The organism is Brucella anthropi (assembly GCF_046630315.1).
GTDB lineage: Bacteria > Pseudomonadota > Alphaproteobacteria > Rhizobiales > Rhizobiaceae > Brucella > Brucella anthropi_A.
This window is the reverse complement of record NZ_LQBD01000036.1, coordinates 14691-41159: the sequence shown is the minus strand read 5'-3', so window position 1 is coordinate 41159 and position 26469 is coordinate 14691. Positions and strand designations below refer to the sequence as shown.

Here is a 26469-nt window from a genome sequence, read left to right as displayed (position 1 = left end):
TTTACCCGATTATGCGCGCATGGATTTGGAGCGCACGTCGAGCCAGACGGCGACGAGGATGACGACGCCCTTGACGATGAGCTGATAGAAATAGGGCACGGACAGCATGTTCATGCCGTTGTTGATGACGCCGATGATGAGCGCGCCCAGAATGGTGCCGACCATGGTGCCGACGCCGCCGGCAAGCGAGGTGCCGCCCAGGACAACGGCTGCGATGGCGTCGAGTTCATAGCCCATGCCCGCATTGGTCTGCGCGGAGGACAGGCGCGAAGATAGCAGGATGCCGCTGATTGCCGCCATGATGCCGGAGATCATGAAAACGATGATCTTGATGCGGTCGACACGGATGCCGGAATAGATCGCCGCCTCCTTGTTGCCGCCGGTCAGATAGATGCGGCGACCGAAAACGGTCTTGGACAGAAGGATATAGTTGAAGATGAACAGGATGCCGACGATCCAGATGATGATCGGCAGGCCGAGCCAGCTTTCCGAACCGATGGCAAGCCAGGTGTCGTTTTCGATGATTTCGGGCGCGCCATTGGTCGGCAGGCTGACCATGCCGCGATAGATGCCCATGGTCGCGACCGTCACGATGAAGGAGGGCAGCATCAGCTTGGCGGAAAGCACGCCGTTCAATCCGCCCATGATGGCGCCCGCCGCAAGGGTAAACACGACGGTCGGCACAAAGCCGAAGCCCATCGCGAAGGCCTGTGCCGCCACCATGCCGGAAACGGCGATGATGGAGCCGATGGAAAGGTCGATCTCGCCGAGCAGGATCACATAGGTCATGCCATAGGCGGCAACGGCGATCACCGCCACCTGCTGCATGATATTCATGAAATTGTTGAAGGCGAGGAAGCGCGGGTTCAGCACCGCGAAAACGACGCACAGCACGGCGAGTGAAATGATGATGCCGCCATATTGACGCACCAGCGGGGAGGAGAAAAGCGAACGGCGGACTTCGGCGTCCACGGCTTTCTTCTGAATATCTGCATTGCTCATTGGTGCATTCCTGCTGCATAGCTCATGACGGTTTCGGGCGTAAGGCCATCGGCATCGACAATGGCGGCGACACGCTTGTCATGCATGACGGCCACCCGGTCGCTGAGGCCCAGCACTTCCGGCAGTTCGGAGGAAACCATCAGGATCGCCGCGCCATTGGCGGCAAGTTCACGGATGATGCGATAGATTTCGAATTTCGCGCCGACATCGACGCCGCGCGTCGGCTCATCGAGAATGAGGATGCGCGGCTGTGTCTGGAGCCATTTGGCCAGCACGATCTTCTGCTGGTTGCCGCCGCTGAGCGACCCGGCAACCGTGTCGAGCGACGCTGTCTTGATGGCAAGTCGCAGCACTTCCGTTTTGGCGGCGGAGCGCTCCGCCGATGAACGCATGAGGCCGAAAGGGCCTGCCAGCTGGCCGAGCGCGACCATGTTGATGTTGCGCTCCACACTGTGCGGCAGAACCAGCCCTTCCTCCTTGCGGTTTTCCGTCACGAAGGCAATGCCGTTGCGAATGGCATCGGTGGGCGAGGCAAGGGTGACGGGCTGGCCGTCAAGCCTGATTTCGCCCGTCGGCTGCGCCATGCCGAACAGGGCCTTCATCACATCCGACCGGCCGGAGCCGACAAGGCCGAAAAGGCCCAGAACCTCGCCTGGCTTTACATCGATCGAAACATCGTGGAACTTGCCCGGAACGGACAGGTTTTTCGTTTCGAGAATTGGCGGAACAGTGTCCGAAGGGCGCGGCGCTTCGCGCGGCGGGTAGATGTCGTTCATCTCGCGGCCAACCATGAGGGCAATCAGCCGCTCGATGCTGGTCTCGCTCTTTTGCGTGGTCGTGACATATTCGCCGTCGCGCACGACCGTAATGTCGTCGGAAAGCCGCATGATTTCTTCCATGCGGTGCGAAATATAGATGATGGCGGTGCCGCGGGCTTTCAGGCGCTCGATGATGGAAAACAGGATTTCCGCCTCACTGTCCGACAGCGATGAGGTCGGCTCATCCAGAATGACCACATCGGCAGGGAGGCTGAGGCCCTTGGCGATTTCGACGAGCTGGCGCTGGGCAATCGAAAGATCGCCGACTTTCGCGCGCGCATCGACCGGCAGGCCGAGATCGGCCACCAGATTCATCGCTTCCGCATTCAGCGTGCGCTCGCGGATGAAACCAAAGCGGCTTGGCTCATGATTGGCGAAGATATTTTCGGCGACCGTGAGATTGCGCGACAGGCTCAGTTCCTGAAAGACAATGGCAATGCCGCTGGCGCGCGCATCGCGCGGGTCTTTCGGCGCATAGGGCGCCCCTTTGAGCAGGATGGTGCCGGAGGTGGGCTTGAACACGCCTGCCAGGATTTTCATCAGCGTGGATTTGCCCGCGCCGTTTTCGCCGAGCAGCGTATGCACGCGGCCGCGACGCACGGTGAGGTTCATGCGCTTCAGCGCAACCACGGGACCGAAGGATTTAGCGACATCGCGAATGTCGAGCACGACATCCGGGGCCGTCGCCGGTTCGGGTCTGATGGCTGTCACGGGATTTGTCACTTTGAGGGCCTCCTGTGGTCTGGAGCATAATCCGACCGGAGTGAAACGAGGATCGAAAAGATTATGCTTGAATCATAGGAAGTTAGGGCGCCGATCTGATCCAGGCAGATCGAAACGCGCTCTAAATGGATGCGACGGCGGCAAGGTGTGTGGTGTTCACCCGCCGCCGCACGCAGAATAGAAACAGCGACTGGGAGGAGTGTCGCTGTTTCGCGCGGTTTTACTTGGTTTCGCCATCCTTGGTGACGACGCCCGGAACGATCGGCTGCTTGGCCGGAACTTCCTCGCCCTTGATGACCTTGGCGGCGGTTTCAACCGCAACCTTGCCCATCTGGTCCGGATACTGGGCGATAACGCCAACCATGACCGGATCGTTCTTCACGGCATTGCGGGCTTCTTCCATGCCATCGAAACCGATCACCTTGACCTGTTTTTCAAGCTTGGCCGACTTGACAGCCGAGGCAGCGGCAAGCGCTGCATCGTCACCGAAGCCGAAAATGCCGACGATATCAGGATTGGCCTGAAGGATGTTCTGCGCAGCCGAAAGCGCTTCCGGACGGGTGATGCCGGGCTGGATCGCCACGATCTTGACGTCCGGATACTTGGCGATGCCCTTCTTGAAACCTTCAACGCGGTCCACGACCGACTGAACCGTCGGGTAGTCGATAATCGCCACATTGCCCTTTTCGCCGATGGACTTTGCCATCAGTTCGGCAGCCTTTTCGCCGCCGGCGAAATTGTCCGTGCCGACAAAGGAGGTCACATCCACATTATTGGCCGGAACATCGACCGTGATGACCTTGATGCCAGCCTTTTCAGCCTTGTTGATGGCCGAGCGGACGCCCTTGCTGTCAACCGGCGAGATGATGATGACATCGACGCCCTTGGTGATGAAATCTTCCACATCGGCGAGCTGCTTGCTCAGGTCCTGATTGGCGATGGAGACTTCCAGCGGCACGCCTTCCGCCTGCGCTTCCTTCTTCATCGCGTCTGCGAGCGAGATATAGAAAGGATGCTGCTGGGTGAGAAGCGATGCGCCGATGCCTTCGGCGGACGCCGCACCCGCCATCAGGGCAAGGGCAACGCCGGAAAAGAGAATGCGGCTGAGCGATTTGCGAAACATGATTTCCTCCGAATGACCGGCGCTCGCCGGGCGTCCTTCTATGGGACATGAACAACGGTTTTCCTGCTGGTTCATCGGTCGTCGCCAACGTCAAACCTCCCGAAGGGCAGGGGCCTTCAGCTCATGAGTGAGCTTCCCCTAGACATGCTGGAGCGCGTTCATCGTGTCAATATAAAATTTTTCACGTGTAAAAATTTTAACGATTGAATCCGCCCTTGCGCTACCAAAACGCATTGAGAGAATAATCGCAAATCCACATCGTTTGCCGGAATGGCGTGAAAGTGGGTTGCTTCTGCATGGAAATAAATTTACGCATGAAAAGAAAAGTGGGTGGCGTCGAAAAAATCGCCCGATACCCGCAACGGGAAAAGCAAGGCATGACCGAACACAAGATCAGGACGATGGAAGAATTCGCATCCGCGAGCGGATTGTCCCGTCCGACGGTCTCGAAATATTTCGACAATCCCGAAAGCGTAAAGCCTTCCACGCGCGCCCGGATCGAAAAGGCGCTGAAGGACCACAATTACCAGCCGAATATTTTTGCGGTCAGCCTCAATCGCAAGAAACCGAAGAATATCGGCGTCATCGTTCCGCATATTTCCGATCCATTCTATGCGGAGATCATCCGCCAGATCGAAATGCGCTGTCTGGCGGAGGGCTACTGGACCATCGTGCTTTCCTCCCATGGCGAGAGAAAACTTGAGGCGCGGGCAATGCGGACCCTGATGTCCCTCAAGATCGCCGGCGTCCTGATGGCCCCGCTCGGTTTCGACACGGATGCAAAACTGCTTTCCAGCCTGTCGGCTTCGATACCCGCCGTATTTCTGGACAGCCGCATCGGCGACGACCAGCCTTTTGTCGGCACCGACAACCGCCAGAGCATCGGCAACATCACGGAATATCTTTACAGAACAGGGGAACACCCCTGCTTCCTCGAAATGCCTCTTGTCAACCAGAACGCGGTGGAACGGCGCGCCGCCTATATCGAAACCATGGAAAGGCTCGGCGTCGAGCCGATCGTCCTTCCAATCACCGCAAAGAACTGGAATTTCGAGGAACTGGGCTATCAGGAAGCGGGCCGGATTTTCGATCGCGGCGGATTTCCGACGCGCACCGTTCTATGCGCCAATGATCGGCTTGCCTTCGGCGTGATTTCGGCCGCCTTCGAGCGCAAGCTGCGGGTCGGGCGCGAGGAAGGCTGCGATCTGCGCGTTGCAGGCCATGACGACCATCCCTTGAGCCGCTTCACCTGTCCGGCTCTGACCACCGTTGCGCAGGATTATCGGCAGATTGCCGAGCTTGGTCTCGACATGCTTTTTTCCCGCATCAATGGCCGCGAAAACACCCTGTCCGGGCAGTCGGAAATTCGCCATCTGGGCAGCCAGCTTTTCATGCGAAGCTCGGCCTGATGGGGCCGAAAGCCACAATATACACAATTTTGCCATGCGCTCGCCGCAATTGACGGGCGAAAATAGGCCGGTTCGCGCATCGTTTGACGGCATTCAAGCGCCAAAACCCTCTTGCCTTCGTTCTGCCTCAATTAAGGACGGGCATTTCCCTTCCGATTTCTCCGGCGCAAGAGCTGCCGAAAAGCCGATCATATCTTGCCGTGCAGCAATTCGCCTTTGCGGGGGTGGGGAGGCTTGCGCGCCTCCTGTCCCTGCTCGGCAAGCTGATGGATGATGGGGCAATCGGGGCGGTTGTCTCCGTGGCAGTTTCTGGCCAGATGGCGCAATGTGTCGGCCATTTCCTGAAGCTGGCGCATCTTTGCTTCCAGTTCCTCGACATGGCCGAGCGCCACTTTCTTCACATCGGCGGAAGCACGGTTGCGGTCGCGCCAGAGCGCCAGCAGTTCCTTGATCTGGTCCACCGGAAAGCCGAGGTCGCGGCTGCGGCGAATGAAGCGCAGCGTCTCGACATCCTTCTGCGTATAGACGCGATAGCCGGAACTGGTCCTGCCGGCAGCTTCGATGAGCCCGATGGTTTCATAATGGCGGATCATCTTTGCCGATATGCCCGATGCGGCGGCGGCCTGGCCGATATTCATCTCGTGCCTCGCTGGTTTGCTGTTTGACAGCATATAGGAAGGCGCCAAATCTATTCAAAGAGGCATGTCAGGCCGTTCGCCTCATCAGATAGCGCTCGATAGCCTGAAACGCATCGAAGATGAGGATGGCGAGTGCCGCAACGACCAGGCCCCCTTGCAGCACGAAGGCGAGATTGTTGGAGATAAGCCCGGCAATGATGACCTCGCCCAGCGTCTTTGCCGCAACCGTGGAGCCGATGGTGGCGGTGGCGAGGCCAATGACGGCGGAAAGCCGGATGCCGGCAAGGATCACCGGCATGGCAAGCGGCATCTCCACCTTGAAAAGCCGTTGCATGCCCGTCATGCCCATGCCGCGCGCGGCCTCCACGATGGGCGGCGGCAGGCTGGTCAATCCGGTGAGCGTGTTCTCGAAGATCGGCAGCAGGCCATAGAGGAACAGCGCGATCAGCGTCGGCTTGTCGCCGAAGCCGAACACCGGCACGGCCAGCGCCAGAACCGCGACGGGCGGGAAAGTCTGGCCGATATTGACCAGGCTGCGCGACAGGGGCAGGAATTCCGCGCCCTGCCTGCGCGTGACGAAGATCGCCATGGCGACGGCTAAAAGCGTCGAGCAGAAGGTGGCGAGCGCCACCAGTCCCAGATGCTGCAAGGTGAGCGTCATCAGGTTCGCACGGTCATAGATGACCGGGGTTCCCGCATCGACGAGCGGGCGGAAAACCGGCTCGAAAAGATGCGGATGCAGGAGAAAGAGCAGCAGCACCGCCAGAAGGGCAAGGCGCGGAAGCAGGGAGAGGAAAAGCTTCATGCCGGGCGCTCTGCCTGATGCACCAGCTTTTCCAGTGTCACGCGGCCAAGCGCCCGGCCATCCTCATCGAGCACCGGCAGCGCCCTTCGGCCCGACCAGAGGAGTTCCGCCAGCGCATCGCGCTGCGAGGCCGTGACGGGCATGGCCGCGCCGCTGGCATCGCCCGGTTGCAGCACGGTTTTCAGGTCGGTGAGCGAGAGAAGACGGAACGGCCTCTCTCCGGTTCCCACCAGCCGTTCGACGAATTCGGTCGCCGGGCGGGCCAGAATTTCGGCGGGCGGGCCGAACTGCAAAAGCTTGCCCTCATCCATCACCGCGATGCGGTCGCCAAGCGAGATCGCTTCCTCCATATCATGCGTGACAAGCAGGATGGTCGTGCCGAAGCGCCGCTGGATGGCCTTGAGGTCTTCCTGTGCCTTGGCGCGGATCACCGGGTCGAGCGCGCCGAATGGCTCGTCCATCAAAAGGATGTTCGGTCCGGCGGCAAGCGCCCGCGCCACGCCGACGCGCTGCTGCTGCCCGCCGGAAAGTTCGTGCGGATAGCGGTCGCGATAGGCGTCCGGTTCAAGCTGGAACAGCTCCAGCAGTTCATCCACGCGCGCCTTGATGCGCTGTTTCGGCCAGCCGAGAAGCACGGGAACGGTCGCGATGTTTTCAGCCACCGTGCGATGCGGAAAAAGCCCGTGCTGCTGGATCACATAGCCGATCCGCCGCCGTAACTGATGGCCGGGCTCATCCAGAATGCTTTGCCCGTCAACGCGGATTTCACCGGCGGTCGGCTCCACCAGCCGGTTGACCATGCGCAAGAGCGTCGTCTTGCCGGAGCCGGATGTGCCCACAATCGCCGCGATGCTGTGCGGTTCGATGGTGAAGCTCACCTCGTCCACCGCCGCCCGGCCATTATACATCCTGGTGATCCGGTCGAACTCGATCATGCGGATTTCCCCCTGTCGGCGATTTCGATTGTCCCATCGAGGATCACGGCGGCGGCAAAGGCCAGAAGCACGGTCGGCAGCGCGCCCAGCAGCACGAGGTCCATTGCCGTCTGGCCGATGCCCTGAAAGACGAAAATGCCAAAACCGCCGCCGCCGATCAGCGCGGCAATGGTGGTGAGGCCGATATTCTGCACCATCACGATGCGTATGCCGGTGAGAATGACCGGAAAGGCCAGCGGAAACTCTGTCCTGAACAGTCTTTGCAGCCGGGTCATTCCCATGCCGCGCGCGGCGTCGGTCACGGGTTCGGGCACCTGCGCCAGCCCCGCCACGGTGTTGGCGACGATGGGCAGGAGCGAATAGACAAACAGCGCGACGAAAGCCGGGGCCGCGCCGATGCCCCTGATTCCGAGGCTTGCCGCCCACGGATATTGCGCCGCAAACCAGCTGAGCGGCGCAATCAACAGGCCGAACAGCGCCATGGATGGAATGGTCTGCACGATGTTGAGGCTGTTGAGGACCAAGGCCCGAAGGCGCGGCAGGCGGTGGCAGACGAGGCCGAGCGGAATGCCCGCAAGGCCGGCGGCCAGAAGCGAGCCGAGCGCAAGCGCGATATGCCGCCGCGCCTCGGTCCAGAAGCTTGCCGCGCGGCTGTGATATTCCTTCATGAAGGAAATATCGTCCCACAGGCCGGAGGACAGCAGCAGCGCGAGCAGGCCCGTCGCGACGACCAGCAGGGCGATGCGCGGGAGCGGGCGCACCGCCAGCCGCACCAGACTGTCAGCCGCATAGAGCGCCAGCGCGAAAAGCAGGAGCCAGAAGCCGGAGGCGGGCGATATGCGCGCATAAGTGTTGCCCTCCGGCGCCAGATGCGCGGCGGCAAGCCCGATCGTCACCAGCAATATGGCGAGGCTGATGAGGCTTGCGCCAAGCCGCAGGAGGCGGTGTCGTGAAAGGAGCGCGATGAGCAGGCTTGCGCCGATGACGAGGACCAGAAGCCCCGCAATCGCGCCGGGCAGGGCATCGAACAGAAAGCGCGGCTCGCCCTGTACGATGCGGTTGGCGCGAAACGTGGCGAAGGGGAGCAGAAGCCCGCCGACCCCGAGAACGGTTATGACGAAGCCGAGCTTGTCGATCCGGCCTGCAAAACCGCCTGTGCTGCCTGTGCTGCCTCCTGGGCCGCCTGGGCCGTCTGGCGGGGCTGCGGGCCTTGGGCGCCTGGCGGCGCGCGGTTCCTGTGCTGCGATGGTTTCCGGCAAGGGGCTGCTGCCTTATCGCGTCTACTTCAGAAAACCGTTCTTCTTCAAAAAGTTCTGCGCCACCGCTTTTGCCGGTTCGCCGCCAAGCTGCACGCGGCCATTCAATTCCTGCAAGGTGGTGAGGTCGAGCTTCTCGAAGACGGGTTTCAGAAGGTCCTCGATCTTCGGGTTCTTTTTCAAAACCGCCTCGCGGATGATCGGCGCGGGCTGATAGACCGGCTGCACATGCTTGTCGTCTTCCAGCACGGTGAGCCCGGATGGCGCGATGCCGCCATCGGTGCCATAGACCATGGCGGCATTGGCGCCGTTGGTCTGGTTGGCCGCGGCTGCAATCGTCGCCGCCGTATCGCCGCCCGAAAGCGTGATGAGCTGGTCTGGTTTCAGGGTGAAGCCATAGGCGGTCTGGAAGGCAGGCAGCGCCGCCGCCGAGTTCACGAATTCCGACGATGCCGCCAGAACCACCTTGCCGCCGCCTGCAACATATTTGCCGAAATCGCTGAGGCTCGCGAGCTTGTTTTGATCGGCCACATCCTTGCGCACCGCGATGCCCCATGTGTTGTTGGCGGGGGACGGCGCCAGCCACACGATCTTGTTGGCGTCGTAATCGAGCTGTTTTGCCGTCTCGAAAGCCTTGGCCGGGTCTTTCCAGAGCGGATCGTCGGCCTTGTTGAAGAAAAAGGCCGCATTGCCGGTATATTCGGGATAGATGTCGATCTCGCCTGCCGTGATCGCCTTGCGCACCACCGGCGTCGCGCCAAGCTGGATGCGGTCGGTTGTTTCGATGCCATTGGCATTGAGGACGGCCAGAATGATATTGCCAAGCACACCGCCTTCGGTGTCGATCTTGGATGAAACGACGACCTGCGCCTCGGCGAGGCTAGAAAACTGGATCGCGCCCGCAAAAAGGGCAAGTGCGACGGCACTTCCCTTCAACAAGTTCCTGTACGACATGCTCTTCATCCCATCACGCTGTTTTTTCCCTTGGGAAGGTAAACTATAGCGCGGGCGGGAAAAGGAAACCGCCGTTCGTCCCCCCTCCTGACAGCGGGCTGGCAGGAGGCACGGCGACCGAACCCGATGGCTTCACGCATCGGGTTCGGGCACATTGGCTTGTTTCGAGCGTTATTTTACTTTTTCAAGCGTGCTCGTATCCACATGCTCGAACGGCTCTCCATAGACTTGCAAGCTCGTCACCTGCGTGTATTGAAGCTGATCGCCGGAAAGATCGATGTCGAAAGAAAACTTCATCGTCTTGTCGTTTTTCGACATATAGTCGGATTCCGCAACCCCGTTTCCCTTTGTTTCGAGAGACATGGTTTCTCCGGCTGGTCCTTCAGCGACAACGCAGACCGCTCGGGGAATACAGAAAGTATTGTATACGGTATTGTTTTTCTTATCGTATGTTAAATACCCTCTCTGGTCATGAAACTTGCCGTTGTCTCTCACACGGAAAACTTCATGCTTGTAATACATGGCCGCCAGATACTGGTCGCTTGCATTGGTGGCGTCTGCCGCCGGTTCAAAGGTCATGACTTCATAATATGGTTCTACAGCCGTGCCGCCCTTGCCGACATCGGACCCGTCCTTGCCGGGAGCAACGTCCGTACCGCCAGGCTCTGCCGTTTTCCATGTGCCGACCAGTTTGGCCAATGGGCCAAAATCCAGGCCGTTTACAATCGTGCTGTTTTCCGGGGTCTTGCTGATTTCCGCATTGGCTGGGAGGGGCAAAGCGGCAGAAATTCCCACGAGAGAAGCAATTATGAAGTTTTTCATCGTTTCAGCCTTCAAAAGGCGCCGCCTAGAATCTCTTTGATTGGTATCAAGACCCATGACAAGTCCTGCGGCGCGCCAGGAATTTAGAATGGCTTTAAAGAGGCCGCTTTGCTTTCAATCAATCGCTAATAAAAAAACGTCTTGAGTATTGCCGGCTGGGGGCGGCAGCGGCTTGAAACGGTAGCGCGGGCGGGAAAACCAAGCCGCCCTTCGCCCCTCCCGACAGCGGACTGGCCGGGAGGGGGGATGTCGAAAGGCCGGGTCAGGCAGCGAAATCGTTCTGCGTGCCGTGTGCCTCGATGGCCTGGGCCAGGCGTTGCAGCGCATGAACATAGGCTGCCGAGCGCACTGTCACATTGTGCTGCTTGGCATGGTTCCAGATGGCGCGGCCCTCGCGCTCCATGATGGTTTTCAGGCGCTCATGGATTTCTTCCAGCGTCCAGTAATAACCCTGGCGGTTCTGCACCCATTCGAAATAGGAAACCGTCACGCCACCGGCATTGGCCAGAATGTCCGGCAGAACCACGACGCCGTTTTCCTGCAGGATGGTGTCGGCTTCCGGCGTGACGGGACCATTGGCCAGTTCGACGATCAGCTTGGCCTTGATGGTGGCCGCATTGCCCGCATGGATCATGTTTTCCATGGCGCTTGGCACCAGCACGTCGCAATCGGCGGCAATCAGCTCATCCGGGGTGATGGCCTCGTGGCCGTTCTTGCCGGCGGTCGAGACAACGGACTTGTTGTGCGCCTTTGCTTCCAGAAGCGCGTCGAGATCAAGCCCGTTTGCGCAGTAAACAGCGCCAGCCGAATCCGATACGGCGACGATCTTGTGGCCGTCGCCTGCCATCAGCTTCGCCATGAACTGGCCCGCATTGCCGAAACCCTGAACGGTGACGCGAAGCTGCGAGGCAAGGCCCAGATCGTTCGACAGGTGGCGAACGAGATAGAAGCCGCCGCGCGCGGTCGCGTCATTGCGGCCGAGCGAGCCGCCGAGCGCCAGAGGCTTGCCGGTGATGACGGCGGGCGAGGACTGGCCGACGATCTGGGAATATTCGTCGGCCATCCAGCCCATGATCATGGAATTGGTGTAGACGTCCGGCGCCGGAATATCGCGGTCCGGGCCGATGATGCCGGAAAATGCCTGGATATAGGCGCGCGAAAGGCGCTCCAGTTCCGCCTTGGAAAGCTGGCGCGGATCGACCTGGATCGCGCCCTTGCCGCCGCCATAGGGCAGGTTCATCACGGCGCATTTGAAGGTCATCCAGAAGGCGAGCGTCTCGACCTCTTCGGCGGTCGTATCCGGATGGTAGCGGATGCCGCCCTTGGTCGGTCCGCGGGTGTCGTCATAGCGGCAGCGCCACGCAAGAAAGGACTTGCGCGAACCGTCGTCCATGCGGATCATCAGCCGCACTTTCATGGTTTCACGCGCAAATTTCAGCTTTTCGATGACATCCGCATCGATGTTGATGTGGCTTGCCGCTTCGTCCAGCCGGACGAGTGCGCTTTCGAGCAGATTCTCGTTGGTCACGAAATCACCTTTCTTGCGTTTGGGAATTTAAAAATGCGATTTTGCGTATGTCTGCCTACGCCTTCGCGCAATAAAAGAAAAGAGAAAAGGACAACAATATTGTCCTATTTTATATGGGCAAATTCGCGCACCCCCCGCATGGGCGCAAACCCCGCCGACAGCGCCGCAAAGACCCCTGGACGGTATGTCGCGAAATGGTGGGCATGTCGTATTTGTGGCGTCTTTTGACGCAAGCCTGCTGTCGGGCCTGAAGGGGAGGCAATACAACTACCGTCAAAGGCTTCGTGCGTGCCGCGACGGTGCGCGGGGCCGGTGAAAATGGTGGTTGTTCATGTCCCGCTTTTCTTTAGCTTCAGTCGTCAAGAATGCGCTTTCCGGCAACAGGAACTGGGAGCCGCAATGGCCCGACGCCCAACCCAAGGCCGAATATAATGTCATCATCGTCGGCGCGGGCGGGCATGGGCTTGGCGCCGCCTATTATCTGGCCAAGGAACACGGCATCACCAATGTCGCGGTCATCGAGAAGGGGTGGCTCGGCGGCGGCAATACCGGGCGCAACACGACCATCATTCGCTCCAACTATCTTTATGACGAGAGCGCGCATCTCTACGAACATGCGATGAAACTGTGGGAGGGGCTGAGCCAGGACCTCAATTATAATGTCATGTTCTCGCAGCGCGGCGTGATGATGCTGGCGCATACGGTGCATGACGTGCAGAGCTTCAAGCGCCATATCCATGCCAACCGCCTCAACGGCATCGACAATGAATGGCTGACGAAGGAACAGGCGAAGGACTATTGCCCGCCGCTCGATATCTCCCCCAATGCCCGTTATCCGGTCGTGGGTGCGACCTTGCAGCGGCGCGGCGGCGTGGCCCGCCATGATGCGGTTGCCTGGGGCTATGCGCGCGGCGCGTCGCAGCGCGGCGTCGACATCATCCAGAACTGCCCGGTTCTGGCGATCCGCCGCGATGCCTCGGGCCGCGTGACCGGCGTTGAAACGGCGCGGGGTTTCATCAAGGCGAAGAAGGTGGCGGTATCGGCTGCGGGCAATACCTCCGTCGTGATGGATACGGCAGGCGTGCGCATGCCGCTGGAAAGCTTCCCGCTGCAGGCGCTGGTGTCGGAGCCGGTCAAGCCGATCTTCCCCTGCGTGGTCATGTCGAACACGGTGCATGCCTATATCAGCCAGTCCGACAAGGGCGAACTGGTGATCGGTTCGGGCACCGACCAATATGTGTCCTACAGCCAGCGCGGCGGCCTGCCGCTGATCGAGCACACGCTGGCCGCGATCTGCGAGGTCTTCCCGATCTTCACCCGCATGCGCATGTTGCGCAAATGGGGCGGCATCGTCGACGTCACGCCGGATCGCTCGCCGATCATCGGCAAGACGCCGGTGCCGGGGCTTTATGTCAATTGCGGCTGGGGCACGGGCGGTTTCAAGGCGACGCCGGGGTCGGCCCATGTCTTTGCCCATACGATTGCCCGCGACGAGCCGCACTGGATCAACGCGCCTTTCACGCTGGAACGCTTCACCACCGGCCGCCTGATCGACGAAGCGGCTGCCGCCGCCGTCGCGCACTAAGGGAGGTATGATATGCTTTTAATCCGTTGCCCTTATTGCGAGATGGAGCGCCCGGAACTCGAATTCGCCTATGCGGGCGAAGCGCATATTGCGCGCCCGGCCGATCCCTCGACGCTTTCCGATGATGAATGGCGCGATTTCCTGTTCACCCGCTCCAACCCGCGCGGCACGCATTTTGAACGCTGGCGGCACATCCATGGCTGCGGCCGTTTCTTCAATGCCGTGCGCGACACGGTGAGCGACAAGTTTGTCACCACCTACAAGGCCGGTGAACCCCGTCCTGCTTTGGCAGAAACTCCGGCTGCGGAGACGAAATGATGACTGACATGCGCATTCAGAACAAGGGCCGCGTGAACAAGGCGAAGTCCGTTCGCTTCACCTTCAACGGCAAGACCTATTCCGGCTTTGAAGGCGACACGCTGGCCTCGGCCCTTTTGGCCAATGGCGAGCATCTGACGGGCCGTTCGTTCAAATATCACCGCCCGCGCGGCATTCTGTCGGCGGGTTCGGAAGAGCCGAACGCGCTGATGGGCGTCTCGCGCGGGCCGGGCCGGTTCGAGCCGAACACGCGCGCCACCGCGCTGGAGCTTTATGACGGCCTGAAGGCTGAGAGCCAGAACCATTGGCCGTCGCTGAAGCATGATGTGGGGGCGATCAACGATGTGCTCTACATGTTCTTTTCGGCGGGCTTCTACTACAAGACCTTCATGTGGCCGAAGAGCTTCTGGAACAAGGTTTACGAGCCTTTCATCCGGGGCGCGGCCGGTCTTGGCAAATCGCCGTCCGAACCCGATCCCGACACCTATGCCAGCCGCTATGCCTATTGCGATGTGCTTGTCGTAGGCGGCGGGCCAGCCGGGCTTGCGGCAGCGCTGGAAGCGGCCAAAAGCGGCGCGAAGGTCATGGTCTGCGATGAGCAGGCGGAACTGGGCGGCTCGCTTCTGTCGGAGCCGGAGCCGGTCATCAATGGCCGCGCAAGCTGGGACTGGCTGGGTGAAACGCTGGGCGCGCTTGCCGCCATGCCCAATGTCACGCTTTTGCCGCGCACCACGGCGATTGGCTATTATCACCAGAACATGCTGGGTCTTTGCCAGCGCCTGACCGATCACCTGCCGAACCCGCCATCCAACGCGCCGCGTGAACGCATGTGGCGCGTGCGCGCAAAGCAGGTCGTGCTGGCGCAGGGTGCGATTGAAAAGCCGCTGGTCTTTGCCGGCAACGACCGTCCGGGCGTGATGCTGGCGGGAGCCGCGCGCACCTATCTCAACCGCTATGGCGTCAAGGTCGGCAACAGGGCCGCGGTCGTCACCTCGCATGACAGCGCATGGCTTGCGGCTTTCGACCTCGCTGTCGCAGGCGTCAAGGTTCCGGCCATCGTCGATGTGCGCGATAAGGTTGCCGACAGCCTCGTCAACCGCGCAAAAATGCTGGGCATCGAAACGCTGACCGGCTGGACCGTGACCGATACGGGCGGGCGTCACCGGGTTTCCTCCGTGCGGGCCAATCCGGTGCGGGGCGGTTCTGTCGGTGCGCCGCGCGTCATCGCCTGCGATGTGGTGCTGATGTCCGGCGGCTGGACGCCGAGCGTCCATCTCTTCTCGCACACCAAGGGCCAGCTTGTCTGGGATGAGGAGCGCCAGATCTACCTGCCGGGCGCACGCACGGAAGAAAGCCGCTGCGCTGGCGCGGGCAACGGCCATTTCGACCTGGAAGCGGCGCTGCGTGAAGGCGCGCAATGCGGCGCCGATGCGGCGGGCGATGCCGGTTACGATGCCGGTTACAAGGAAAGCGCGCGGGAATATGCGGTTGCGGGCGATTTCGTCTGCGATGGCGTCAGCTGCCGCGAATTGCCGACGGATCGCGATCCGGGCAAGGCCAAGGCCTTCATCGATTTCCAGAATGATGTGACCGCCAAGGATATTCGCCTTGCCGTGCGCGAGGGCTTCCGCTCCATCGAGCATGTCAAGCGCTACACCACCAACGGCATGGCGACCGATCAGGGCAAGACCTCCAACATCAACGGTCTTGCGGTTGCGTCCGATGCCTTGAAGCGGCCCGCGCCGCAGGTGGGGCTCACCACCTTCCGCCCGCCCTATACGCCGACCACTTTCGGTGCTTTCTGCGGCTATAATCGCGGAAAACTGTTCGATGTGACGCGCAAGACGCCGATCGACGCCTGGGCCGAACAGCATGGCGCGGCTTTTGAGCCGGTGTCGCTGTGGCGGCGCGCCTGGTATTTCCCGAAGCCCGGCGAAGACATGCATCAGGCCGTGGCGCGGGAATGCAGGGCGACCCGCCAGTCGCTCGGCATGTTCGATGCCTCCACACTGGGCAAGATCGAGGTGGTCGGGCCGGACGCGGCGGAATTCATGAACCGCATGTACACCAACCCATGGACCAAGCTTGGCATCGGGCGCTGCCGCTATGGCCTGCTGCTCGGCGAGGACGGCTTCATCCGCGATGACGGTGTGGTCGGCCGCCTGACGCAGGACCGTTTCCATGTGACGACCACGACCGGCGGTGCGGCGCGTGTTCTCAACATGATGGAGGATTATCTCCAGACCGAATGGCCGGAGCTGCAAGTCGCGCTCACCTCCACCACCGAGCAATGGGCGGTGGTGGCGATCAATGGCCCGAATGCGCGCAGGCTCATCGAGCCGATGGTCGAGGGCTTGGACATTTCCGATGAAGCCTTCCCGCATATGTCGGTTGCGGAATGCACCTTCCTTGGCGTGCCTGCGCGTCTGTTCCGTATGAGTTTTACGGGCGAGCTGGGCTTCGAGATCAACGTGCCTGCCCGTTACGGCCTGTCGCTGTGGAAGGCGCTTTATGAGGCCGGTCGGCAATATGACATCACGCCTTACGGCACCGAAACCATGCACGTTCTGCGCGCCGAAAAGGGCTATATCATTGTCGGGCAGGACACGGATGGCACCGTGACGCCGGATGATGCCAGCCTTGGCTGGGCCATCGGCAAGCAGAAGCCGGATTTCGTCGGCAAGCGTTCGCTGTCGCGCCCCGACATGCTGAAAAAGGACCGCAAGCATCTGGTCGGGCTTCTGACCAGGGACCCGAAGCTGGTGCTGGAGGAGGGCGCGCAGATCGTCGCCGATCCGAAACAGCCGCTGCCCATGACCATGCTCGGCCATGTCACCTCGTCTTATTGGAGCGAGACGCTTGGCCGGTCCATCGCCATGGCGCTGGTGTCGGGCGGCAAGGACCGCATGGGCGAAACGCTTTATATGCCGATGCCGGATGGCAGCGTGCATGAGGCCATTGTGTCGGGCATGGTCTTTTACGACCCCGAAGGAAGCAAGTTGAATGGCAACGGATAAGGATCGAACCATGCTCGTTGAAACAAAACCTTATTCAAGCCGCAAGGTCGTCATTTCCGGCCGTCTGGAAATCCACGCAGCCGATGACGCGGCTCGCTTCATCCTGCGCATTGCCCCGGCAAAACTGCCGCTGGCTGAAAAGGCGCTGGGTGCAGAAATTCCCGCCCGCATCGGCGGTCTTGCGCGCACCGGCGATATTGCGGTTGCCTGCATCGGACCGGATGAATGGTATATCTGGGCGGATGAAAGCAAGGGGACGGCCATTGTTGCGGCTTTCGCCAAGCTTTATGAAACCGAGCCGCACAGCCTGACGGAAGTGAGCCACCGCGAGACGGGCATCGATATTTCCGGCCCTGAGGCGGAATGGCTGCTCAATGCGGCTTCGCCTTTGAACCTTGCCGAAATGCCAGCACCGGGCGCGGCGCGCACGGTCTTCGACCATGCCCAGATCATTCTGCTCAAATGGGATGCGAACCATTACCGGATCGAAGTGTGGAACTCGTTTGCCGATCATGTCTGGACCTTGCTGGAACTGGCAAGCAACGAGGTCCAGCTTTCTATCTGAGTGGTTGCTTGTTTCTCTTGAAAACGCCGCCTTCACCGGGCGGCGTTTTGCATTTTAAAGCGCGTCGCATTTTATCGTAGTCATACGACACGCTTTAAGTTTTGTTTTCCTGCATGTCTTTATCCCATCGTAGCGGGATCAGAAATCAGTCCAGTGGACTGATTTCCCCGCGAAGGCGGTTCCCACTTTTGGGAGACATGCATTAGAGCCTGGAGCGCCGACTTCTCCTCCCCTCATCCTGAGCCGGTGCGAAGCGCCGTGTCGAAGGACGAGGGGAGCGTTCGAAACCTGTTCCGGCCCCAATTTCGGCCTTGCCTTCCGTAAATCCATATGTGAAGACTATATTCACATAAGAAATTCATGAGGAGGGAATTTCCCGATGCCGGAAAGCGAACTGCCGCTGAGCGGGCTTGTTGTCGTCGATATGAGCCAGTTTCTGTCGGGGCCATATTGCTCATTGCGCCTGATGGACCTCGGTGCGCGCGTCATCAAGATCGAGCGGCCCGATGGCGGGGATCTCTCGCGCAGGCTTTATCTGAGCGACACGGAAATCGGCGGCGATTCCACCATTTTCCATGCCATCAATCGCGGCAAGGACAGCCTTGCCATTGACCTTAAAAATCCCGACGATCTGGCCGCGTTGAAGAAACTCCTCACACAGGCTGATGTGCTGATCCAGAATTTCCGTCCCGGTGTCATAAAGCGTCTCGGCCTCGATTATGCGGCGGCTAAGGAGATCAATCCGCGCCTCGTCTATGCGTCGATCAGCGGCTATGGCGAGGAGGGGCCGTGGGTCGGGCGTCCGGGGCAGGATCTGCTGGCGCAGGCGCGCTCCGGCCTGATGTGGCTCAATGGCGATGAGGGCCAGGGGCCGGTGCCGTTTGGCCTCGCCGTTGCCGACATGCTGGCTGGCGCGGCGGCAGCGCAGGGGATTCTCGCGGCACTGGTTCGCCGCGGCATAACCAACAAGGGCGCGCATGTCGAAACCAGCCTGCTCGAAGCGCTGGTCGATTTCCAGTTCGAGGTGCTGACGACCCATCTGAACGATGGTCGCCGCCTGCCCAGACGTTCCGAATTCCGCAGCGCCCATGCCTATCTTGCAGCGCCTTATGGCGTCTATCCGGCTGCGGACGGTTATCTCGCAATCGCGATGATGCCCATTCCAAAACTGGCGGCATTGCTTGAAACCGACACGCTGGCACCCTTTGCCGATGATCCGAAAATCGCCTTCAACAAGCGCGATGAGATCAAGCGCCTGATTGCCGACCGCATTGCCGAGAAGACCGTCGATGAATGGCTGGACATTCTGGAGCCCGCCGATATCTGGTGCGCCCGCGTTCTCAACTGGGAAGAGCTGCTTGCAAGCGAAGGTTTTGGCGTTCTCGACATGCTCCAGACGGTGACGCGCGAGGATGATGTGTCCATCACCACCACGCGCTCCCCGCTGCGCATTAACGGGCAGCGCCCGAAGGTGGCGCGCGCCGCACCGCGCATTGGCGAAAACAGCCGGCAGATACGCGAGGAGTTCGGCCTATGAGCACGATCAGGCTGAAGGGCATGACGTGGAGCCATCCGCGCGGCTATGATCCGATGGTCGCCTGTTCCGGGCGCTGGTTGCGGGGCAAGGGCGTCGAGATCGAATGGGAAAAGCGGTCGCTGCAGGATTTCGAGACTTTTCCGGTCGAGGAACTGGCGCGCAATTTCGATATGATCGTGATCGACCATCCGCATGTCGGCCAGATCACCAAGGAAGGCTGCCTACTGCCGCTCGACGTGGCGGGCCGCGAGGCGGAATTGAAGGCGCTTGCCGATGGTTCCGTGGGCCAGTCCTTCCCGAGCTATAACTGGCAGGGGCGGCAATGGGCCTTTCCGCTCGATGCCGCAACGCAGGTTCAGGCGTGGCGTCCCGATCGGATGGAAAAGCCCGCAACCGCGTGGAGCGAGGTGCTGCGCCTTGCCCGCGCCGGGAAAGTGCTGCTGCCGCTGCGCCCGCCGCATTCGCTGATGAGTTTCTATACGCTGGCCGCCAATAACGGTACGCCCTGCGCGACCGGGGACGCGCTGATCTCCGTTCAGCACGGCGCGCAGGCTTTCGAGCAATTGCGGGAAATCGCTTCGCTGGTGAAGCCGCAATGCTTTGGCATGGACCCGATTGCCGTGTTCGAGGACATGGCGGAGCCGGAATCCGAAATCGCCTGTTCGCCGCTGATCTATGGCTATGTGAACTATGCCATGCCCGGATTTCGCGGACGCCTGATCCGCTTTGCCGATATTCCAGCGGGCGCGGCAGGTGTCGCGGGCTCGGCACTGGGCGGCACGGGCATCGCGGTTTCGGCCTTCAGCAAGCATCCTGAAGCGGCTATCGATTTTGCCTATTGGGTGGCAAGCGGTGACGTGCAGAAGGGACTTTATGCGGCCTCCAACGGTCAGCCGGGCCATGCGGCTGCCTGGGAAGACGATACGGTAAACGAGGCGACGTCCGGCTTCTATCGCGACACGCGCGCGACGCTGGAAGGCGCATGGGTGCGCCCGCGCCATGACGGCTATATGCCGTTTCAGGACGCGGCTTCAGAGCGCATCAACCGGGGCTTGCTGGAAAACGACAGGGCGGAAGATGTCGTCGCCGATCTCAACCGGCTTTTCCGCGAAAGCTTTTCATAGCTTCCACAGACGGCGCGCATTTTCGGACAGGAGGCGCGCCTTTTCGTCTGTGCTGCATCCCGCCAACAGGGCATGGGTGGTCGCCACCCATGTCGAAAGCCCGGCATCGACATTGCTGGCTAATGTGCAGACCGGCCAGTCGCTGCCCCACACAATGCGTTCCCAGCCGAAAGCCTGAATGACATGCTCCACATAGGGGCGCAAGGTTTCGACAGTCCAGCTTTCAGCATTGGCATAGGCGACCACACCGGAGATTTTGGCGACGACATTCGGCCTGCGGGCAATCTCGGTGATCCCCTTTTGCCAGACTTCCAGCGCACCCGATTTGATATCCGGCACGCCGCAGTGATCGAGCACGAATTGCACGTCGGGGCCAAGATCGGCAAGGGCCGTCACCTTGTCGACCTGATGCGGCAGCGTGCAGAGATCAAAGGTCAGGCCGGTGCCGCCGAGCCGCTTGATATTTTCGCGAAACAACGGGCTTTCAGAAACAGTGTCCGGCACGACATGCAGCACGCGGCGAAAGCCCTTGACGAAAGGATTGCCAAGCTGCAAGTCGAGATATTCCGCGAATCCCGGCTCCTCCGGGCGGCACGAGGCAATGGCGCCTTTTATGAAACCACCATTCGCGATTGAAATCTCCTGAATATGATCAGTCTCGGCCTGAATGCTGTCAGCCGCGACATCCACTTCCATATGCAGCGCCGCGCCGATGCCGCAGCGTTCGGCCTGTTTCCGATAGGTCTCGAACAGAAAGTCGCGGTCAAGCGCCGGAACATCGCCAAGCCACGGATAATTGAGCGCGCTTTTGTCGATCAGGTGCAGATGGGTATCGATCATCATGAAAACTCTCCTCCGGCGCCATACTTTCAAAAAAGAAGAGAGTTTTCAAATAAGAATTACCACGATGTTCAATCCGTTGCGCCGATATCGGACCCCACCAGTTTCGAGAGATCCTTGACGGTCTTTTGCAGCAGGCTGATGGTCTGCGTGATATCGGGGGCGGAGGCCGAGTTGACCAGCGTTACGTAAGGGCAGGTCAGCGAGGCGATGCATGTCCCGTCCGGCCCCAGAATCGGAGCCGAGAGATTGTAGACGCCCGCGACCTGGGCGCTCGGCATCATCTCATAGCCGCGTTCGCGAATCTGGTCGAGCCGCTGATAAAAACTCTGGTCGAGCTTCACGCTTTCGCTGTCTTTCACATATTCGGCAATCATCATCTTGCGTTCTTCCGGCGAACGGAAGGCGAGAAGCACATGGCCGGAGCCGGTGTCGAACAGGCTGATATGCGAGCCGACGCGGATCGAAATCCCCCAGTAATCCGGCGCTTCCTGCTGCGCGATGACCACGACGGAGCCGCGGTCGAACACGGCAAGCTGGTTGGCCTGTTTCGAGCGGTCGGCAAGCTCGCGCATGAAGGGCGTGGCGAAGGAGGCAAGCCTGCGGACAGGCGCATGAAGATGCGCAAGGCCGAACAGCTTCAGCGTCAGCGAATAGCGGTCGCCTTCGAGCTTGGTCACATAACCGCGCTTCACCAGACGGTCGAGCATCCGGTAGAATTCGTTGGGGCTGCGGTCGAGATGTTTGGCGATTTCCGCCTGCGTCAGCCCGCCATCCACGCTGGCGAGCAGTTCCAGAATATCCAGCCCCTTGTCCAGCGCGGGCGCGCGATAGCGATCGTCGGTTTCCAATGTGGCTCCCCTTATGAATAGCAATCTTCATATACGAACAGCCGGCATTGCGAAAGTCGTAAATGCGCGGAAACCCGCCTTGACCAGTGCTGAATAATATGTTTGCATATAAATACCAAATTCACAATTGGGGACGGGCCGGGGAAGGGTTCGTCGTGAGGAGGAGAAGCATCATGAATTTCAAAGCGTCCTGCCTGGCGGGAACTGCTCTTTTGGCAATGGCCATCGGGTCCGCCGGTGCGGCCGATCTGCCGGGTAAATTCGAAGGCGTGACCATCAACGCCAAGCTGATCGGCGGTCAGCAATATGAAGCGCTCTATTCGCGCATTGCCGAATGGGAAAAGGCGACCGGCGCCAAGGTCAATATCCTGTCCAAGAAGAACCATTTCGAACTGGACAAGGAGATCAAGTCGGACATCGCTTCGGGATCGATCAACTGGTGCGTCGGCTCCAACCATTCGTCCTTTGCGCCGCAATATACCGATCTTTATACCGATCTGAACGCCCTGTTGCCATCGGGTGAAATCGAAGGTTTCGTGCCATCGGTCATCAAGGCTTCCACGCTGAACGGCAAGCTGGTCATGCTGCCGCGCGCGCAATATGACGTATCGGCGCTCTACTATCAGAAGAACCTTTACGAAGACGCCGCCAAGAAGACCGCTTTCAAGGAAAAATACGGTTACGATCTGGCGCCGCCGAAGACCTGGAAGGAAGTGTCCGATCAGGCTGTGTTCTTTGCCGATCCGCCGAATTTCTACGGCACGCAGTTTGCCGGCAAGGAAGAGGCCATCAATGGCCGCTTCTATGAAATGCTGGTCGCGGAAGGCGGCGAATATCTCGACAAGGACGGCAAGCCCGCCTTCAATTCGCAAGCCGGTGTGCGTGCGCTCGACTGGTTCGTCAATCTCTACAAGGCCAAGGCCGTTCCCGCAGGCACGACCAACTATCTCTGGGATGAACTGGGCGCGGGCTTTGCCTCGGGCACCATTGCGCTCAATCTGGATTGGCCGGGCTGGGCGACCTATTTCAACGATCCGAAATCGTCGAAGGTTGCGGGCAATGTCGGCATCGTTCCGGCGCCGACCGGCTCTTCCGGCAAGCGCACCGGCTGGTCGGGTCATCACGGCTTCTCGGTAACGGAAGCCTGCCCGACGAAGGAAGCGGCTGCCTCGCTCGTCTGGTTCCTGACCAACGAGGATTCGCAGAAGCAGGAATCGGCCGCCGGCACGCTGCCGACGCGAACCGCCGTCTGGGATTACGTCATCGAGCAGGCTGCGTCGGATCCGTACAAGAAGGAAGTGCTCTCGGTCTTCCAGGAAACGGCAAAGACCGCTTTCCCGGTTCCGCAGACCCCGTCCTGGATCGAGATTTCCAACGCTGTCTATCCTGAACTTCAGGCGGCGATCCTTGGCGACAAGACCTCGCAGCAAGCGCTTGACGATGCGGCCAAGAAGGCAACGCAGATACTTGAGGATGCTGGCGAACTCTAACACTACATTTGCATTCCTCGTGATGCCGGGCTGCAAAGAGCAATTTGTCTGCGCTCCGGTGCTCGAAAATCACTCTTTTCGCCACGGCCTGACGAATTTGCAATTGTAGTGTCGGGCCTCTTCGCCTGATTTAAACTGTGACTTCATGGCCCGTTCAGAACGGGCGGGCCATTCAAGCGCATCCCGAAAAGTGCGTGGCGATTTTTGGACGAGATGCGCGCCTTGATGCTGGTTTCACCGCTTCGGAAGAACAATGTTTAAACGAATCTCCCCGCCGGTCCTGCTTCTGCTCCCGGCCATCATCATCCTCGCAGCGGTGGTTCTGTTTCCTCTCGCGCTTTCGCTTTATTCAAGCTTCACGCCATTCCGGTTGACGCGCCCCGACAGCCTGTTCAAGTTCATCGGCCTGCGCAACTATCAGCGCATCATGACCGACTGGGTGTTCTGGGCCGCATTCATCCGCACGGTGATCTTCCTCACCATTGCGCTCAATCTGGAAATGCTGCTCGGGCTTGGTCTGGCGCTGCTCGTCAACAAGGCCACCCGCGGCCAGCGCACCCTGCGCACGCTGATGATGTTTCCGATGATGTTTTCGCCGGTTCTGGTCGGCTTTCAGTTCAAGTTCATGTTCAACGACAATATCGGTCTGGTGAACAATGCGCTGCAATCGCTTGGCATCACCGAGACGGCCATTCCGTGGCTGATCGACGGCAATCTGGCGCTGTTTGCGATTTTGCTGGCGGAGGTGTGGATGTCGACCTCGGTATTCGCGATCCTCATCCTGGGCGGCCTTCTGTCCATGCCGCAGGACCCGGTGGAGGCGGCGCGCGTCGATGGCTGCACGCCATGGCAGACCTTCCGCTATGTCATCTGGCCCTATCTGATGCCCTTTGCCTTCATCGCCATGACCATCCGTTCGCTCGACGTGGCGCGCGCCTATGACATCGTGAAGATCATGACCGATGGCGGACCGGCGCGCCGCACCGAGCTGATCTGGACGCTGGTGGGGCGCACCGCCTATTCGGATGCGCAGATGGGACTGGCCAATGCCATGGCCTATGTCGCGATCCTGCTTTCGATCCTCTTCACCGTAATGTTCTTCCACAAGCTTGCAGCCGCACGCGCGCAAATTGGAGCGGAGTGGTAATCATGGCAACAACAACGCTCTCCAACAGCCAGCATCGCTGGCTGCGCCGCATCAAAAAGGTCGCCTATCTCGTCGGCCTGTTTCTGGCGATGGCGATCATCTGCCTTCCGGGCCTGTGGATCGTGCTGTCCTCGCTGCGCCCGCCGGTCGAGATCATGGCCAAGCCGCCGGTCTGGATCCCGCAGGAAATCACGCTCGATGCCTATTATGCGATGTTTTCTGGCGCAGGCGGCGGCGGCATTCCGGTCTGGGATTATTTCCGCAATTCGCTCATCATCTCGGTCACGTCCACCGTGGTTGCGCTCATCGTCGGGGTTTCGGGCGGCTATGCCTTTGCGCGCTTCCGGTTCCGGGGCAAGTCGACAAGCTTTCTCGGCCTCATGCTGACGCGCTCGGTGCCGGGCATCGCGCTTTCGCTGCCGCTCTTCATGGTCTATTCGCGCATCGGCATCATCGACACCCATTTTGGGCTGATCCTCACCTATGTGGCGCTGAATGTGCCGTTCACGATCTGGCTGATCGACGGTTTCTTCCGTCAGGTGCCGAAGGATCTGGCGGAAGCCGCCCAGATTGACGGCTGCACGCGCTGGCAGGCCTTCTGGCAGGTGGAATTTCCGCTGGCCGGTCCCGGCATTGCGACCGCTGGCATCTTCGCCTTTCTCACTTCATGGAACGAATATGCGCTGGCATCCCAGCTCACCCGTTCCGTCAATTCCAAGACCCTTCCTGTCGGTCTTCTCGATTACACGGCTGAATTCACCATCGACTGGCGCGGCATGTGCGCGCTGGCGGTCGTGATGATTATTCCGGCGCTGACCCTCACATTCATCGTCCAGAAGCACCTTGTTGCTGGTCTGACGTTCGGCGCGGTTAAAGGTTGATAGAACAATGGCCAAGCTTTCCATCAAAAATCTCGTCAAGCGTTACGGCACTGTCGAAGTGGTGCATGGCATCAATCTCGAAATCGCCGACAAGGAGTTTGTCGCACTTGTCGGCCCCTCCGGCTGCGGCAAGTCCACGACGCTGCGCATGATCGCAGGGCTTGAAAGCATTTCAGACGGCGCGCTGGAAATCGGCGGCAAGCAAGTCAACGACCTGCCGCCGCGCGACCGCAACATCTCGATGGTGTTCCAGTCCTATGCGCTTTATCCGCATATGTCGGTGCGCGAGAATATGGGCTTTTCGCTGAAAATCGCCAAACAGCCGCAGGCGGAAATCGACCGCCGCGTCAACGAGGCTTCGGCGATCCTCGGTCTGGAAGCGCTGATGGAGCGCCGCCCGGCACAGCTTTCGGGCGGCCAGCGCCAGCGCGTCGCCATGGGGCGCGCCATCGTGCGCAATCCGGAAGTGTTCCTGTTCGACGAGCCGCTGTCCAATCTCGATGCGAAATTGCGCACCCAGATGCGCACCGAAATCAAGAAGCTTCATGCCAAGGTGCAGTCCACCGTCGTTTATGTGACACATGACCAGGTCGAGGCCATGACGCTCGCCGACCGCATCGTCATCATGCGCGACGGCCATATCGAACAGGTCGGAACGCCGGATGAAGTGTTCAAGCGCCCGGCAACGCAGTTTGTCGCGGGCTTTATCGGTTCGCCGCCCATGAATATGGCCGAGGCAACGGTGCAGGGCGCGGAGCTGGTCTTCGCCAATGGCGACCGCCTGCCGGTGCCCCGGCAGTTCAAGGACAGGGTCACGGACGGCGCGAAGGTGACATTCGGTCTGCGCCCGGACGATATTTTCCCGAAAGGGCACGGCCTTTCCACCGGCGAGGCCGTGCATGAAAAGGACATGCGCGTTTCGATCACCGAGCCGCTCGGCAATGAAACGCTGGTCTTTGTCGAATTCGCGGGCAGGGAATGGGTGGCGCGCATGCTCAATCCGCGCACGCTCAATGCCGGTGAAGCCATCTCCATGCATTTCGATCTGTCGCAGGCGCATCTGTTCGATGCGGCCAGCGGCAAGAGTCTGGCGGTCTAGTC

The 26469-nt window shown here is 60.2% G+C and carries 23 protein-coding genes; 11 read left to right on the top strand and 12 right to left on the bottom strand.

What is annotated here, in order from left to right:
- Positions 1-9 precede the first annotated feature (9 nt).
- From AVM02_RS16075 to AVM02_RS16065, 3 genes are all read right to left on the bottom strand, one after another.
- A complete protein-coding gene (locus tag AVM02_RS16075) occupies positions 10-1002 on the bottom strand; it encodes an ABC transporter permease (RefSeq protein WP_411507925.1) in 993 nt (330 codons plus the stop codon).
- A complete protein-coding gene (locus AVM02_RS16070) occupies positions 999-2543 on the bottom strand; it encodes a sugar ABC transporter ATP-binding protein (RefSeq protein WP_411507924.1) in 1545 nt (514 codons plus the stop codon). The genes AVM02_RS16075 and AVM02_RS16070 overlap by 4 nt, the downstream gene beginning before the upstream one ends.
- A gap of 220 nt (positions 2544-2763) precedes the next feature.
- Positions 2764-3666, bottom strand: coding sequence for a substrate-binding domain-containing protein (locus AVM02_RS16065; RefSeq protein ID WP_411507923.1), 903 nt, complete (start codon positions 3664-3666; stop codon positions 2764-2766).
- A gap of 377 nt (positions 3667-4043) precedes the next feature.
- Here AVM02_RS16065 and AVM02_RS16060 point away from each other — a divergent pair, with 377 nt between their 5' ends.
- Positions 4044-5075, top strand: a complete 1032-nt coding sequence (locus AVM02_RS16060; protein WP_411507922.1) for a LacI family DNA-binding transcriptional regulator — start codon at positions 4044-4046, stop codon at positions 5073-5075.
- A gap of 188 nt (positions 5076-5263) precedes the next feature.
- Here the strand turns inward: AVM02_RS16060 and cueR are convergent, their stop codons facing one another.
- The 7 genes from cueR to AVM02_RS16025 form a co-directional block, all read right to left on the bottom strand.
- On the bottom strand, positions 5264-5713 hold the full coding sequence (gene cueR / locus AVM02_RS16055) for a Cu(I)-responsive transcriptional regulator (protein WP_411507921.1): 450 nt from the start codon (positions 5711-5713) through the stop codon (positions 5264-5266).
- 67 nt (positions 5714-5780) lie between these two features.
- Entirely contained in the window at positions 5781-6518 is a 738-nt protein-coding gene (locus tag AVM02_RS16050) for an ABC transporter permease (RefSeq protein ID WP_411507920.1), read from the bottom strand.
- Positions 6515-7453 carry an ABC transporter ATP-binding protein gene (locus AVM02_RS16045; protein WP_411507919.1) on the bottom strand — a complete coding sequence of 313 codons (939 nt, stop codon included), beginning with the start codon at positions 7451-7453 and terminating at the stop codon, positions 6515-6517. The genes AVM02_RS16050 and AVM02_RS16045 overlap by 4 nt, the downstream gene beginning before the upstream one ends.
- Positions 7450-8712, bottom strand: a complete 1263-nt coding sequence (locus AVM02_RS16040; RefSeq protein WP_411507918.1) for an ABC transporter permease — start codon at positions 8710-8712, stop codon at positions 7450-7452. The genes AVM02_RS16045 and AVM02_RS16040 overlap by 4 nt, the downstream gene beginning before the upstream one ends.
- Before the next feature lie 21 nt (positions 8713-8733).
- The gene (locus AVM02_RS16035) at positions 8734-9663 is read right to left on the bottom strand and encodes an ABC transporter substrate-binding protein (RefSeq protein ID WP_411507917.1); all 930 of its coding nucleotides are present in this window, start codon (positions 9661-9663) and stop codon (positions 8734-8736) included.
- Positions 9664-9834: 171 nt separating this feature from the next.
- Positions 9835-10485, bottom strand: coding sequence for a heme-binding beta-barrel domain-containing protein (locus AVM02_RS16030; RefSeq protein ID WP_411508057.1), 651 nt, complete (start codon positions 10483-10485; stop codon positions 9835-9837).
- A 262-nt stretch (positions 10486-10747) separates the two neighbouring features.
- Complete coding sequence (locus AVM02_RS16025; protein ID WP_411507916.1) at positions 10748-12013, bottom strand: Glu/Leu/Phe/Val family dehydrogenase; 1266 nt, start codon at positions 12011-12013, stop codon at positions 10748-10750.
- Positions 12014-12344: 331 nt separating this feature from the next.
- Between AVM02_RS16025 and AVM02_RS16020 the strand changes: the two genes are divergently transcribed.
- From AVM02_RS16020 to AVM02_RS15995, 6 genes are all read left to right on the top strand, one after another.
- Positions 12345-13598, top strand: a complete 1254-nt coding sequence (locus AVM02_RS16020) for a sarcosine oxidase subunit beta family protein (protein WP_411507915.1) — start codon at positions 12345-12347, stop codon at positions 13596-13598.
- 12 nt (positions 13599-13610) lie between these two features.
- Complete coding sequence (locus tag AVM02_RS16015; RefSeq protein ID WP_411507914.1) at positions 13611-13916, top strand: sarcosine oxidase subunit delta; 306 nt, start codon at positions 13611-13613, stop codon at positions 13914-13916.
- The gene (locus AVM02_RS16010) at positions 13913-16933 is read left to right on the top strand and encodes a sarcosine oxidase subunit alpha (protein WP_411507913.1); all 3021 of its coding nucleotides are present in this window, start codon (positions 13913-13915) and stop codon (positions 16931-16933) included. Before AVM02_RS16015 ends, AVM02_RS16010 begins: the two co-directional genes overlap by 4 nt.
- Positions 16934-16943: 10 nt before the next feature.
- Positions 16944-17498, top strand: coding sequence for a sarcosine oxidase subunit gamma (locus tag AVM02_RS16005; protein WP_411508056.1), 555 nt, complete (start codon positions 16944-16946; stop codon positions 17496-17498).
- 379 nt (positions 17499-17877) lie between these two features.
- Entirely contained in the window at positions 17878-19035 is a 1158-nt protein-coding gene (locus AVM02_RS16000; protein ID WP_411507912.1) for a CaiB/BaiF CoA transferase family protein, read from the top strand.
- Positions 19032-20159, top strand: a complete 1128-nt coding sequence (locus AVM02_RS15995; protein ID WP_411507911.1) for an extracellular solute-binding protein — start codon at positions 19032-19034, stop codon at positions 20157-20159. The genes AVM02_RS16000 and AVM02_RS15995 overlap by 4 nt, the downstream gene beginning before the upstream one ends.
- On the opposite strand, the gene AVM02_RS15990 is transcribed toward AVM02_RS15995, so the two are convergent.
- Positions 20154-21002, bottom strand: a complete 849-nt coding sequence (locus AVM02_RS15990) for an amidohydrolase family protein (protein ID WP_411507910.1) — start codon at positions 21000-21002, stop codon at positions 20154-20156. The two genes, AVM02_RS15995 and AVM02_RS15990, sit on opposite strands and share 6 nt — an antisense overlap.
- 68 nt (positions 21003-21070) lie before the next feature.
- Positions 21071-21865, bottom strand: a complete 795-nt coding sequence (locus AVM02_RS15985) for an IclR family transcriptional regulator (RefSeq protein ID WP_411508055.1) — start codon at positions 21863-21865, stop codon at positions 21071-21073.
- A gap of 158 nt (positions 21866-22023) precedes the next feature.
- On the opposite strand from AVM02_RS15985, the gene AVM02_RS15980 reads away from it, so the two are divergent.
- The 4 genes from AVM02_RS15980 (at position 22024) to AVM02_RS15965 (ending at position 26467) form a co-directional block, all read left to right on the top strand.
- Positions 22024-23340, top strand: a complete 1317-nt coding sequence (locus AVM02_RS15980) for an ABC transporter substrate-binding protein (protein WP_411507909.1) — start codon at positions 22024-22026, stop codon at positions 23338-23340.
- Between the two features lie 253 nt (positions 23341-23593).
- Positions 23594-24487 carry a carbohydrate ABC transporter permease gene (locus AVM02_RS15975; RefSeq protein WP_411507908.1) on the top strand — a complete coding sequence of 298 codons (894 nt, stop codon included), beginning with the start codon at positions 23594-23596 and terminating at the stop codon, positions 24485-24487.
- Positions 24488-24489: 2 nt separating this feature from the next.
- The gene (locus tag AVM02_RS15970) at positions 24490-25368 is read left to right on the top strand and encodes a carbohydrate ABC transporter permease (protein ID WP_411507907.1); all 879 of its coding nucleotides are present in this window, start codon (positions 24490-24492) and stop codon (positions 25366-25368) included.
- A gap of 7 nt (positions 25369-25375) precedes the next feature.
- The gene (locus AVM02_RS15965) at positions 25376-26467 is read left to right on the top strand and encodes an ABC transporter ATP-binding protein (RefSeq protein ID WP_411507906.1); all 1092 of its coding nucleotides are present in this window, start codon (positions 25376-25378) and stop codon (positions 26465-26467) included.
- Positions 26468-26469: the final 2 nt, after the last annotated feature.